This window comes from uncultured Corynebacterium sp., assembly GCF_902782855.1.
GTDB lineage: Bacteria > Actinomycetota > Actinomycetes > Mycobacteriales > Mycobacteriaceae > Corynebacterium.
This window is the reverse complement of sequence record NZ_CACZOO010000063.1, coordinates 1-11,908: the sequence shown is the minus strand read 5'-3', so window position 1 is coordinate 11,908 and position 11,908 is coordinate 1. Positions and strand designations below refer to the sequence as shown.

General features: G+C 67.4%; 11 protein-coding genes. 6 read left to right on the top strand and 5 right to left on the bottom strand.

Going from position 1 to position 11,908, the window contains the following annotated elements; genetic code table 11:
* Window positions 1–109: 109 nt before the first annotated feature.
* The gene (locus tag QZV72_RS02735; protein WP_297004954.1) at window positions 110–643 is read right to left on the bottom strand and encodes an RloB family protein; all 534 of its coding nucleotides are present in this window, start codon (window positions 641–643) and stop codon (window positions 110–112) included.
* A gap of 81 nt (window positions 644–724) precedes the next feature.
* The gene (locus tag QZV72_RS02730; protein WP_297004953.1) at window positions 725–2,104 is read right to left on the bottom strand and encodes an ATP/GTP-binding protein; all 1,380 of its coding nucleotides are present in this window, start codon (window positions 2,102–2,104) and stop codon (window positions 725–727) included.
* A gap of 241 nt (window positions 2,105–2,345) precedes the next feature.
* Here QZV72_RS02730 and QZV72_RS02725 point away from each other — a divergent pair, with 241 nt between their 5' ends.
* From QZV72_RS02725 to QZV72_RS02700, 6 genes are all read left to right on the top strand, one after another.
* On the top strand, window positions 2,346–2,759 hold the full coding sequence (locus QZV72_RS02725) for a hypothetical protein (RefSeq protein ID WP_297004951.1): 414 nt from the start codon (window positions 2,346–2,348) through the stop codon (window positions 2,757–2,759).
* A 2-nt stretch (window positions 2,760–2,761) separates the two neighbouring features.
* Window positions 2,762–3,778: a DDE-type integrase/transposase/recombinase gene (locus QZV72_RS02720; protein WP_297004947.1), complete on the top strand. Its 1,017-nt coding sequence runs from the start codon at window positions 2,762–2,764 to the stop codon at window positions 3,776–3,778.
* A 49-nt stretch (window positions 3,779–3,827) separates the two neighbouring features.
* The gene (locus QZV72_RS02715; protein WP_297004944.1) at window positions 3,828–4,664 is read left to right on the top strand and encodes a class I SAM-dependent methyltransferase; all 837 of its coding nucleotides are present in this window, start codon (window positions 3,828–3,830) and stop codon (window positions 4,662–4,664) included.
* A 241-nt stretch (window positions 4,665–4,905) separates the two neighbouring features.
* Window positions 4,906–6,150 (top strand): acetyl-CoA C-acetyltransferase, encoded by a 1,245-nt coding sequence (locus tag QZV72_RS02710; RefSeq protein ID WP_297004941.1) that lies wholly within the window; start codon window positions 4,906–4,908, stop codon window positions 6,148–6,150.
* Window positions 6,151–6,161: 11 nt separating this feature from the next.
* Window positions 6,162–8,462: a 3-hydroxyacyl-CoA dehydrogenase NAD-binding domain-containing protein gene (locus QZV72_RS02705; RefSeq protein WP_297004940.1), complete on the top strand. Its 2,301-nt coding sequence runs from the start codon at window positions 6,162–6,164 to the stop codon at window positions 8,460–8,462.
* A gap of 115 nt (window positions 8,463–8,577) precedes the next feature.
* On the top strand, window positions 8,578–9,306 hold the full coding sequence (locus QZV72_RS02700; protein WP_297004938.1) for a DedA family protein: 729 nt from the start codon (window positions 8,578–8,580) through the stop codon (window positions 9,304–9,306).
* On the opposite strand, the gene QZV72_RS02695 is transcribed toward QZV72_RS02700, so the two are convergent.
* From QZV72_RS02695 to QZV72_RS02685, 3 genes are read right to left on the bottom strand one after another with little or no spacing between them, the layout of a single operon-like run.
* Window positions 9,273–9,974 carry a response regulator transcription factor gene (locus tag QZV72_RS02695; RefSeq protein WP_297004935.1) on the bottom strand — a complete coding sequence of 234 codons (702 nt, stop codon included), beginning with the start codon at window positions 9,972–9,974 and terminating at the stop codon, window positions 9,273–9,275. The genes QZV72_RS02700 and QZV72_RS02695 overlap by 34 nt on opposite strands.
* On the bottom strand, window positions 9,971–11,278 hold the full coding sequence (locus QZV72_RS02690) for a sensor histidine kinase (RefSeq protein ID WP_297004932.1): 1,308 nt from the start codon (window positions 11,276–11,278) through the stop codon (window positions 9,971–9,973). Before QZV72_RS02690 ends, QZV72_RS02695 begins: the two co-directional genes overlap by 4 nt.
* 7 nt (window positions 11,279–11,285) lie before the next feature.
* The gene (locus tag QZV72_RS02685; protein ID WP_297004929.1) at window positions 11,286–11,828 is read right to left on the bottom strand and encodes a twin-arginine translocase TatA/TatE family subunit; all 543 of its coding nucleotides are present in this window, start codon (window positions 11,826–11,828) and stop codon (window positions 11,286–11,288) included.
* Window positions 11,829–11,908 lie beyond the last annotated feature (80 nt).

The following is an 11,908-nucleotide window of genomic DNA, read 5'->3' as shown; positions in this document are numbered from 1 at the left end:
GGGCATTGAGGTTACTGAGGCTGTACTGCTGGCTCATGCTCCGCGGAGCGTACTCCCCCACCGCCACGCTGACCAGGGTTCGGTTCAGGCTGGCCGGTTCCCCGACCACTCACTTCGTCGCCAGCGACAGCAGGTCGCGAATCAGCGCAGGCATGGCGGTCGACGGGTTCGTCCCTGATTCGTTGAGGCCGACAGTGGGGATACGCTGTTCCGCCTTCTCCCAGTTCCCGACCGGAAAATCCACACACAGGTGCTTCGCCGGTGATCCGTGCAGATACCCGCCGCCCGCCAGCTTCTTCTGGAAGTAGGACCTCGGCTGACCGGACGGAACCCGGCCGTCAATGACATGGGCATAGAGCCAACTGTCGAAGCTCTCGTTGGAGACCACAAGAACGAGCGTCCGCTTCTTCGAGGACTTCCTCCGGCACCTGCTGATGGCCTGCTCGATCTGCTCCCGTGGACTGTCGTCGACATCGATGACGACGTACACCCGGGTCGCATCCCGGTCCTCCGCAACAGCGGCAGCATGTTCGACCAGCTTCACCGGATCCTCAGGCTTCGATCCGAAGCATGGATTACGCTTCCGGACAGCCTGCGCCAACCGCCCGATGTACTCCGGCTCAGTCACCACTCCTTGGCACACCACCAGGGGGACCTCCTTGAGAGGCCGTGTCCCCCGGGCCCCCTTGCGTCCCCGCTGCCGATCGTCCCCGCCTGCGTGCGTTCACTCGGCGCCCTCCCCGGAGCTCAGAGCATCCAGCCATTCGCCGCGCAACGAGACGATCGCGGAGGCCAGCTCCGGACCTGGCACGGGGAGCGCACCGAAAGCACCACTGAGATACTGCTTCTCCAGATTGCTCCGTCGACTGATGGGGTATTCGTCCAGACAGATCAGCGACGATTCAGCGTCCTGCTTGTCGACGAGCCACACCACGCTCTCCGACAGGTGTTCACTGAGGACGTTGCCCAGCGGGGTTACGTCGTGGGACGTGTAGAGCAACTGGGCACCCGAAGGATTTGTCTCCTCGTGCAGGAAGAGATCGATGAAGTACCGCACCAGTGCAGGGTGAATACTCGCGTCCAGCTCGTCGATCACCAGCACTTCACCGGTGACCAGGGAGCGGACCGCCGTCAGCGCCAGATCCAGCCAGAAGCGGGTACCCCGGGACTCATCCTGTTCCTTCAGGATGAACGTGTGTTTCCCGGAAGAATGGGTGAACTCCAGTCTCTGGATGACGTCATTGACCTTCTCCGCCAGACCGGGATCATCCTTGACGGGGCGCGCTCCAGCACCGTCAGCGGAACGACGGGACTCCATCACCTCCTGCACGGTCTCAAGCATCTCGACAAGTTCTGCGGGCAGTTTGTCCTTGCGGATGTCCACGGATGAGATGCCCACGTCTGCCGCCCGCAGCACATCATGCGCAGCTCTCTCCCACGTCGGATCCACCATTAAATTGAGAGTCTCAGCGTGGAGGTCCGCGTTCTCCGGGCCGTCCCCCGGCGTGGGAGCGACACGGAGTTCACTGAACCACCACGTCACCGCAGAAAAGTACGGACCTCGGTCGCGGACGAGGGCCCAGGCGGAGAGCACGAGAGCCCAGGGACGGAGGAAAGCCTCGACATTCTGCTGTGCAGCCTTAGGCAGTCCCGAATGACGACCGAACTCGACTTCCTGGCCGGTCCGGGTGTACAGACGGCGCCAGTGCGAGCTACCGCTGTCACCACCCACCGCGTCGAGCTGCTCCTCGGTGATGCCGTCACCGGTGAGAGTGACCGACCATCGGTACCGGGTGGACTCCCGGACATACTCCACCTCGAAGAAGGTCTCATCTCCGGGATGCAGCGCATGAGGGGTGCGCAGCATCTGCGAGGCGCGGGGAAACTGCACAGAATCCGTAACCGCCCGCTGCAGCGCACCCAGAGCCATGAGCACGGTGGACTTGCCGGAGGCATTGGGACCGTAGATGCCGGCGATGCGCTCGGTGCTGCCGGTCCAGCTACCGTTCCTGGGCAGGTTCGTGGTGAAGGAGCGCTTCTGCAGATCCAGGACGGCCGGCGCCGCGAAGGAGCGGTAGTTCTCGATCGTCAGGCTCAGTAACATGCGCCTGACAGTACAGAGACAGGACGATTTCTGCACCTTTTTTCTTTGATGGACAGCAACTCTGCTCCCGAACCGAAGTGTCACATGACTTGTGCCATGATCGACTCATGCCTGCGTCATCACGCCCGTCACACGGCACCGCCGAGTTTGCGTCCCCCTTTTCGCCTCCCCCTGCCAGGGACCCTCTTTGCCAGGCTGTGTGTGAGTCACTCTGACTCCCGCACAGAAAGGAGACCCGGCGATGAGCATTGCACCGGGCTACACCAACGATCAGGTCCGAGAGTTCGTCTACGAGTACGACCGGCAGCCCTACGGCACGAAGGGAACATGGCTGGCGCGCACGGAAGTGTCCCCCACAGTTCTGCGCCGGTGGCGCTCCGCGGTCTATGACGGGGACATCGACAAAGGACTGGTTCCCAGGAACACTGGTGGAGTGAAATCCTCCGATCCCCAACGCCGGGCCGTCGCCAGTCGGCAGGAAGCCGAAGCCCGTCGCATTGCCGAGCTGGAAAAGCAGGTCGCCGAACTCCAGGCATCCAACTCGAAGCTGGAGGCGACCAACGATGCGTTGGGAAAAGCTATCGGGCTCTTGCACGAGATCTCCGTGCATGGGCCCGACGACGACCCGGAGCAGAAGAAGCCCTCCGGTTCCTGACTGTGGAGAACACCTTGGTCAGTGAGCTGAAGCACCCTGACTGTCTGGGATCGCTGCGCAAGGCGCTGGGCATTGTCGACCTGTCGCGGTCAACCTGGCACTACCGTCACCATCCCCGCACCGCGGTGGCTAATCCGGTCCACCAGGTCGACCGGGCCTACGAATCCCGCATCGACCTGTTCGACCGGGCGGTCATCGCCGGGATGATCCAGATGGCCTGGGCCGCAGGTAATTCGGTGGACTACGCGTTCGCCACCGCGTGGGACGCCGGGATCATGATCGCGTCGCGTCGGTCGTGGTGGCGCATCGCCGAAGACCTGGACCAGGCCACTCGCCCGGTTGCCCCGACGAAGGGCACCGGTACGTCGAAGAAGCGTGTGAAACCGGTGGTGGTGGCCAAAGCGCCAGGTCAGGTATGGAGTTGGGACATCACGGACCTGAAGTCGCCGTATACCCGGAAGACGTTCAAGGCGTATTCGGTGATCGATATCTACTCGCGGATGATCATCGCCTGGCGGGTCGGGGAACGTGAGGACAAGGACCTGGTCAACGAGATGTTCACCCAGGCGATCGAGGCCTACGGCGCCCCGGAGGTCGTGCACGCTGACAACGGGGCGGTGATGAAGTCCAATGACCTCAAGGAGCTGCTGGGGCCGTTGAGTGTGCAGATGAGTCACAACCGGCCGTACGTGTCGAACGACAATCCGTACTCCGAGTCGGAGTTTAGGACGATGAAGTACCGGTCGGACTATCCGGGCACCTTCGATTCACTGGAGGCGGCCAGGGCGTTCCTACGGTCGTATGTGCCCTGGTACAACACCTGTCACAAGCACTCAGGCATTGCGCTGTTCAGTCCGCAGGACGTCTTCGACGGGACGTGGAAGGCCAAGCACGAGGTCCGTGACGACGCACAGCAGCGCTACTTCGACCGGCATCCGGAACGGTTCCGGGGTAGGCCGAAGACCAGGAAGCCGGCGGAGGTCGTCGGGATCAATTATCAGCAGGAAGCAACTACTTAGTGTTCACTGACTCCACACAGCTTGACAACGCGCGGGATCGGCAGAAAAGGTGACGCAAACGTCGGCCGACACGACCCTCCCCACCCTGCGCCGCCGTGCGACCCTGCGCCGCTCCCTCGGTCTGCTCACCGACTTCCGCTTCGAACAGTCCGACCCGGACCGGTTCTACAGTCACCTCGCCGCGGACACCGTCGGCCTCCTCTCCGACATCTGGGTGGACGCCGGCTCCACCACAGCCACCACAGCCACCACAGCCGACGGGAGAGCATCCCTGGCCGGCACCCGGATCCTCGACGTCGGCGGCGGCCCCGGTTACTTCGGGCGGGCCTTCGCCGCGGCGGGCGTGGCCGAGGGAAACTACGTGACCTGCGAACCCGATGTCGGGGAGATGGCCGCGGCAGGCATCAGGCTGGCGTCCTCCGTGCGGGGGTCCGGCATGGACCTGCCTTTCGCGGACGCCGCCTTCGACCTCACCTACTCCTCCAACGTCGCCGAGCATGTCAGCGATCCGTGGCGGATGGCCGACGAGATGCTGCGCGTCACGAAACCCGGCGGGCTCACGGTCCTCTCGTACACGTGCTGGCTCGGCCCCTTCGGAGGGCACGAGACCGGCCTGTGGCAGCACTATGTCGGCGGCGAATTCGCGGCACGGCGCTACGAACGGAAACACGGCAACCCGCCGAAGAACCGCTGGGGGGAATCCCTGTTCGACGTCTCCTGCGCCGACGGTCTGCGGTACGCGTCCGCCGTACGGGACAGGGGGGATGCCGAGCCCGTGGCATCCTTCCCCCGGTACCACCCGTGGTGGGCGTGGTGGATGGTAAAGGTGCCCGGACTGCGCGAGGTGGGCGTCTCGAACCTGGTGACGGTCCTGCGTCGAACATAGGTTCACAGGACAAAAACGCAGGCAGTGGCCCTAAAACGTGGCCACCCCCGAACGCGGAAACCGCACCCCGCACGGCAGGAAGTGGCTATAGTGAGCGGCGACACATGTTGCATACGTATGTTGTCCCCGCTACGCATCCACGGCCCCGCGGCCCCGCGGCCCCGGCGCACCGCCGTCGCCCGCAGCCACGGCCCACCGGCGCGTCCACGCGGGGACGAACCACGAAAACGTGAGGACCACTATGACTGACGCATCCGCCCCGGGGAACACGGGAATCCCCGAGGCCTTCATCTATGACGCGATCCGCACCCCGCGCGGCAAGGGCAAGCCCGGCGGCTCCCTCCACACCGTCAAACCGGTCGACCTGCTCTCCGGCCTCATCACCGAGATCCTGGCGCGCAACCCGGAGCTCGACCCGGGCGCCATCGAGGACATCCTCACCGGTGTCGTCTCCCCGCTCGGTGACCAGGGCATGGACATCGCCCGCACCGCCGCACTCAACGCCGGTCTGCCGTACTCCGTCACCGGCGTGCAGCTCAACCGCTACTGCGCCTCCGGCCTCACCGCGCTCAACATGGGGGCGATGAAGGTCCGCTCCGGCTTCGACGACCTCGTGCTGGCCGGTGGCGTGGAGTCCATGTCACGCGTCCCGATGGGCTCCGACGGCGGGGCGCTGGCAATGGACCCGGCGACCTCCTTCTACACCGACTTCGTCCCGCAGGGCATCTCCGCCGACCTCATCGCCACCCTCGACGGCGTGTCCCGTGAGGAGCTGGACGCCTACGCCTCACGCTCGCACGCCCGCGCCGCGCTGGCCTGGGACGAGGGCCGCTTCGACGGCTCCGTTGTCCCGGTGAAGGACGCCAACGGACTCACCGTCCTCGACCGCGACGAGACGATCCGCCCCGGCACCACCGTCGAGAAGCTCGCCGGTCTGCGTCCCGCCTTCGCCGTCATCGGCGACCAGGGCGGTTTCGACGCCGTCGCACTGAACAAGTACCCGCAGGTCGAGACGATCAACCACGTCCACCACGGCGGCAACTCCTCCGGCATCGTCGACGGCGCGTCCCTGCTGCTCATCGGCAACGAGGCCGCAGGCAAGAGGAACGGTCTGACCCCGCGCGCCCGTATCGTCACCGCCGCGACCACCGGTGTCGAGCCCACGATCATGCTCACCGCCCCCGCCCCGGCCGCCCGCGCCGCACTGGCCAAGGCCGGTCTCACCCCCGGGGACATCGACGTCTGGGAGATCAACGAGGCCTTCGCCTCCGTCGTCCTGCGCGCCCAGCGCGAACTCGACATCCCCGACGAGAAGCTGAACATCAACGGTGGCGCCATCGCCATGGGCCACCCGCTGGGCGCCACCGGTGGCATCATCACCGGCACCGCAGTCGACGAACTGCACCGCTCCGGCGGACGCTACGCCCTGATCACCCTCTGTGTCGCCGCCGGTATGGGCGTCGCCACCATCATCGAGCGAGTCTGAGGAGACCACAAATGAGCGAGAACATCATCGGTTGGGACACCGACGCCAACGGTGTGGTCACCCTGACCATCGACGACCCGTCCGCCCCCGTCAACGTCATGAACGACGCGTTCCGCGACTCCCTCGCGGAGACCGTGGCCAAGCTGCGGTCAGCGGTCGAGGCCGGCAACGGCAGGGAGATCACAGGCGTCGTCGTGACCTCCGCGAAGAAGACCTTCTTCGCCGGCGGCGACATCAAGTCCATGATCACCGCCACCCCGGCCGAGGCCGAGGCCACCCGTGACATGTGCGACGGGATGAAGGCGAACTTCCGCACCCTGGAGACCCTGGGCGTCCCGGTCGTCGCCGCGATCAACGGCACGGCCCTCGGCGGCGGCCTCGAGATCGCCCTGGCCACCCACCACCGCATCGCCTCCGACGCGAAGGGTCTGAAGGTCGGCCTGCCCGAGGTCACCCTGGGCCTGCTGCCCGGCGGTGGCGGCGTCGCCCGCGTCACCCGCCTGCTCGGCCTGGCCACCGGACTGACCCGGGTCCTCACCACCGGCACGCAGTTCAACGCCGAGGCTGCCGAGGAGATCGGCCTCATCGACGAGATCGTGCCGGCCGACCAGCTCATCGATGCAGCGAAGGCGTGGATCGCAGCGAACCCGGATGCCAGCCAGCCGTGGGACCGCAAGGGCTTCAGGATCCCCGGCGGTACCCCGTCCACCCCGGCGCTCGCCGCGATGCTCCCCAGCTTCCCCGCCAACGTCACCAAGCAGATCAAGGGTGCGCCGATGCCCGCCCCGAAGGCGATCCTCGCCGCCGCAGTCGAGGGTGCGCAGCTCAAGCGCATCGAGGACGCCACGGCCGTGGAGACCCGCTACTTCGTCGAACTGGTCACCGGACCGACCTCGACGAACATGATGCAGGCCTTCTTCTTCGACCTGAACCACTGCAACGGCGGTGGTTCCCGCCCGGTCCGGGCCGACGGCACCCCCTTCCCGAAGACCACGTTCTCGAAGATCGGCGTCATCGGTGCGGGCATGATGGGCGCGGGCATCGCCTACGTCGCCGCGAAGGCCGGCATCGAGGTCGTCCTCAAGGACATCTCGGTCGAGAACGCCGCAAAGGGCAAGGCCTACTCCGAGGGGCTGGAGGCCAAGGCACTCAAGCGTGGCCGCACCACCGAAGAGAAGTCCGCGGCACTGCTGGGCCGCATCACCCCGACCGCCGACTACGCCGACCTGGCGGACGTCGAACTGGTCGTCGAGGCCGTCTTCGAGAACACCGGGCTCAAGCACAAGGTCTTCGCCGAGATCGAGGACGCCGTGCCCGCCACCTGTGTCCTGGGTTCCAACACCTCCACCCTGCCGATCACCGGCCTGGCCGAGGGAGTGGAGCGCAAGGGTGACTTCATCGGTCTGCACTTCTTCTCCCCGGTCGACAAGATGCCTCTCATCGAGATCATCTCCGGCGCCGAGACCTCGCCCGAGACCCTGGCCAAGGGCCTCGACTTCGCCCGGCAGATCCGCAAGACCCCGATCGTCGTCAACGACTCCCGCGGTTTCTACACCTCCCGCGTCATCGGCACCGTCCTCAATGAGGCGATGCGCATGCTCGTCGAAGGGGTGGACCCGGCCGTCATCGAGTCTGCGGGACGCCAGGCCGGCTACCCCGCCCCGCAGCTCCAGCTGCAGGACGAGCTGAACCTCAAGCTGGCCCGCAAGATCGGCGCCGAGAACCAGGCCGCCGCCGACGCCGCCGGCGTCACCGTCGACGACGGTGGTGTCAACGCCCTGGTGGACGCCATGCTCGACCACTTCGAGCGTCCCGGCAAGCTCGAGGGCAGGGGCTTCTACGAGTACGACGAGAACGGTCGACGTGCCGGACTGTGGTCCGGTCTGCGAGGTGAACTTGCCGGGAAGCTGGGCATCACCCCGGTCACCGTCCCCGACGGCGAGGCCACCACCGCCGGTCACGGCCTGGACTCCACCGTCTCCGCCGGTGAGGCCGGCCCGACCCTCAACGACCTCATCGAGCGCATGCTGTTCATCGAGGCCCTGGAGACCCAGCGCTGTGTCGACGAGGGCGTGCTGACCTCGGACGCGGACGCCAACATCGGCTCCATCCTCGGCATCGGCTACCCGGCGTGGACCGGCGGCACCCGCCAGTTCATCACCAACTACGCCCGACCTGCCGCAGCCGCCCTTCCCGAGGGCGCGGCAGCGGACTACCCGACTGCCGGGGTCGCCGGCTTCGTCGCCCGCGCCGAGGAGCTCGCCGCCACCTACGGTGACCGCTTCGCACCGGTCGCCTCACTGAAGAAGTAGGCGGGGAGGCCGCCCCGGGCGGCTGACCGGCGGCTCACCGGCACGACCGTCACCCGGTTCGACCGACAGGGTAAATTGGGGTCACTCCGCCTCCGACCCCGAAAGGTCCTCCCCCGTGATCACCTCTGTCGTCGACTGGCTCGTCTCTCTCATGGAGACCGTCGGCGCCCCCGGCGTCGGTCTGGCGATCCTCATAGAGACGGTGTTCCCGCCGATCCCCAGTGAGGTGGTCCTCCCGCTGTCCGGATTCGCCTCGACCGAGGGCCACATGAGCGCGTGGGCCGCGTTCGTCTGGGCGACCGGCGGGTCGCTGGTCGGCGCCTGGCTGCTCTACTGGCTCGGGGCGGTGATCGGCGCGGACCGTCTGCGGGTCATCGCCGACCGGGTCTGGCTCGTCGACGGCAGCGACGTCGACAAGTCACTGCGGTGGTTCGACCGGTTCGGCGACGCGGTGATCCTCATCGGCCGGGTCATCCCCGGCATCCGCAGCCTGATCTCCATCCCGGCCGGCGTCCACCGGATGCACCTCGTGAAGTTCTCCGTACTGACGCTGATCGGCTCCGCGGTGTGGAATGCGGTGCTGATCTGGCTGGGCGTCCTGCTCGGCGCGAACTACCACCGGGTCTCGGACACGATCGACAGCTTCTCCACGGTCATCTACGTCCTGTGCGCCCTCGCCCTGGCGCTGTGCGTGGTGTATCTGGTGCGCCGGGACCGGCGGCGTAAGGCGGAGGAGATGGCGCACCGCGCCTCGGCGGCAGCCTCAGCGTCCGCACCGCACTCCGTGTCCGGTACCGACGGCGCCGACGGTCACCTCCCCGGGGAGAGCAGCCCGCTCTCATAGGCGAGGATCACCAGCTGCGCCCGGTCGTGGGCGTCGATCTTCGACATGATCCGGTTGACGTGCGTTTTCGCGGTGTGTGGGGAGATGAAGAACTCCTCGGCGATCTCCTGGTTCGACAACCCCCGCCCCACCTGCAGCAGGACCTCCCGCTCCCGCCCGGTGAGCCGTTCCAGCGCACGCTCCGCCTCCTCGGACACGGCGCCGCGTGCACCCGGCGTCCCGGTGCCGTACCCGGCATCCGGCACGTCGAGGTACCGGGCGATCAGACCACGCGTCGCCGCCGGTGACAGCAGGGAGTCCCCGGCGTGGACGGCCTGCACCGCCCGGATGATGTCCTCGGGTTCCGCCCCCTTGCCGATGAAACCGCCGGCCCCGGCGCGCAGCGCGGCGACCACGTACTCGTCCTCCTCGAAAGTGGTGAGGATGAGGACGCGCGTCCCGGTGTTCGCCGGGTCCGAGCAGATCCTCTCCGTCGCACCGATGCCGTCGAGGACGGGCATCCGGATGTCCATGAGCACCACATCCGGGTGCAGGGAGGCAACCCGGTCCACCGCCTCCTCACCGTCTCCGGCGGTGCCGGTGACCTCGATGTCCGGGTGGGAGGACAGAATGTCACCGACAGCCTGACGGATCAGCACCTGGTCGTCGACCACGAGTACGGAGATCACGGGGTGTGTCCTTTCAGCCCGGATCGTCCCGGGTCGTCCGGGGTCGTCAGGGGTCGTCTGAGGGGTAGTTCGGCGTCCAACCGGAAGGAGGCGCCGCCCACCGTGGTGTGCACCGTGCCACCGGCGGCGGAGACCCGTTCCCGCAGTCCGGTGAGGCCCAGCCCACCGTGGGTGGCGTCCGGCTGGTTGCGGTCGGTGGCGGAGACCGGGTTGGTGACCGTCACGGTCACCTTCGCTGTCCCGACACCGACCGCCAGGGTGACGGTGTGACCCGACCCGTGTCTCCCGGCGTTGGTGAGTGCTTCCTGCACCACACGGTAGACCACCCGACCGGTGAGTTCATCGACCCGGTCCAGATCACCCCCGGTACTGTGGGCCACCGTCATCCCGGACTCCCGGACCGTCGCGACGAGGGCGTCGATGTCTCCGATGCCGGGCTGCGGTATCGCGGTGGCGCTCACCCCGTCCTCGGCGCGCAGGTAGCGCAGCAGGACGCCGATCTCGCCGAGCACCTCCCGGGAGGCGGTGCGGATCGTCCCGAGGGATTCCCTGGCCCTGTCGGGGTTGCGCTCCAGTGCCGCCGACGCGGCACCGGCGTGCAGACTGATCACCGAGATGCGGTGCGCGACGGTGTCGTGGAGGTCCTGGGCGATGCGCAGCCGCTCCTCGGCGACCTGCCGTCGGGCCTCGGCCGCCCGGGTCTGTTCGGCGCGTTCGGCACGTTCGGTCGCCGCCACGGTGTACTCGCGCCTGGAACGGGTACTGTCCCCCAGTGCCGAGGCGACGGCGATCCCCGCGGCTATCTGGAAGACCTGCGGGTCCAGGTTCAGTTCCCCGGAGTAGAGGAGGCTGAGCAGGGCGACCACGCCGGTGCCGACGCCGCCGACGACCAGTGTGGTCTTCCGGGGCCGACGGGTGGCCACGGACCAGGACGCCACGGTCACGGCGATTCCGGCGCCGAGGACCGGGAGTCCGAGGACGACGGTGGAACTGTAGAGGACGAGCGCCGCAGCGAACACGGGGACGGGTCGGCGGCGGCGCAGCAGGATCAGTGCGGCGGCGAGGACCGCGGCGACCGGGACGATGATCCAGTAGCGGTCGGGGCCGTCGATTCCGGTCATGCCGCTGACACCGGCCGGGTCCCCCGGGGTCGGCGGGCGGCCCTGCGGCCCTGGATCTCCGGACGGGCGGGGGCCCAGCACCGCAGTGGACACCAGGATGAGTGCCATGACCGCCAGGTCGATGAGGAGGGGCGGGATCCGTCGGGATCCGTCCCTGTCCGGCAGCGGGGGTGCACTCGTCATGTGCCCATTATTGCCGGATGCCATGGGGTGCGGCGCTTTCTGTCACGGCGGGTCCGGTGGGGACGCCGGTTGTCGGTGCACCGACCGTCCCGTCCTGGACCCTCGGTTCACCGACCGTCGGTTGTTCGGCGGGGACCGGCTCGAGGATCCTGCGGCGGACCGGGTGGCCCGAGGTGCCGCCGACGACGACCCAGCGTTCCCGCATGGTGGGGGCCTCCGCCGATTCGGCGGCGTCATCGGCAGCCGGTTCAGCAGCCGTAGCGGTGGCCGGTTCAAAGTCCGGGGTGGTGGCGGGGGTGTCGTTCCCGGTCCACGCGTCCCTGACGATGGTCCGCGGATCGTACCGGCGGACCTGCCGGTTCCAGCCGGCGGTGTCGATCGGCACGCCCAGGTCAGACTCCGCCGCCGCCTTCGAGGAGGCGATGAACTCCCGGAGACCCCGGACGAACTCTCCGAGCTTCGCCGCATACTGCGGCAACCGCTCCGGGCCGATGACCATGGCGGCGATGATGCCGATGACGATCAGTTTCTCGAGACTGAGACCGAGCATCTCAGATCACTCCTTTCAGTTCGGCGGCGAGCCGCCGGTCCTTCCTGCGGTCGTGGATCCAGGCGATACCCAGCGCCATG

What these genes read in the sequence shown, in the direction of transcription:
- QZV72_RS02730 (WP_297004953.1), bottom strand. Translation starts at nt 2,104, where the DNA reads ATGTTACTGAGCCTGACGATCGAGAACTACCGCTCCTTCGCGGCGCCG.
- QZV72_RS02725 (WP_297004951.1), top strand. Translation starts at nt 2,346, where the DNA reads ATGAGCATTGCACCGGGCTACACCAACGATCAGGTCCGAGAGTTCGTC.
- QZV72_RS02710 (WP_297004941.1), top strand. Translation starts at nt 4,906, where the DNA reads ATGACTGACGCATCCGCCCCGGGGAACACGGGAATCCCCGAGGCCTTC.
- QZV72_RS02705 (WP_297004940.1), top strand. Translation starts at nt 6,162, where the DNA reads ATGAGCGAGAACATCATCGGTTGGGACACCGACGCCAACGGTGTGGTC.
- QZV72_RS02690 (WP_297004932.1), bottom strand. Translation starts at nt 11,278, where the DNA reads ATGACGAGTGCACCCCCGCTGCCGGACAGGGACGGATCCCGACGGATC.
- QZV72_RS02685 (WP_297004929.1), bottom strand. Translation starts at nt 11,828, where the DNA reads ATGCTCGGTCTCAGTCTCGAGAAACTGATCGTCATCGGCATCATCGCC.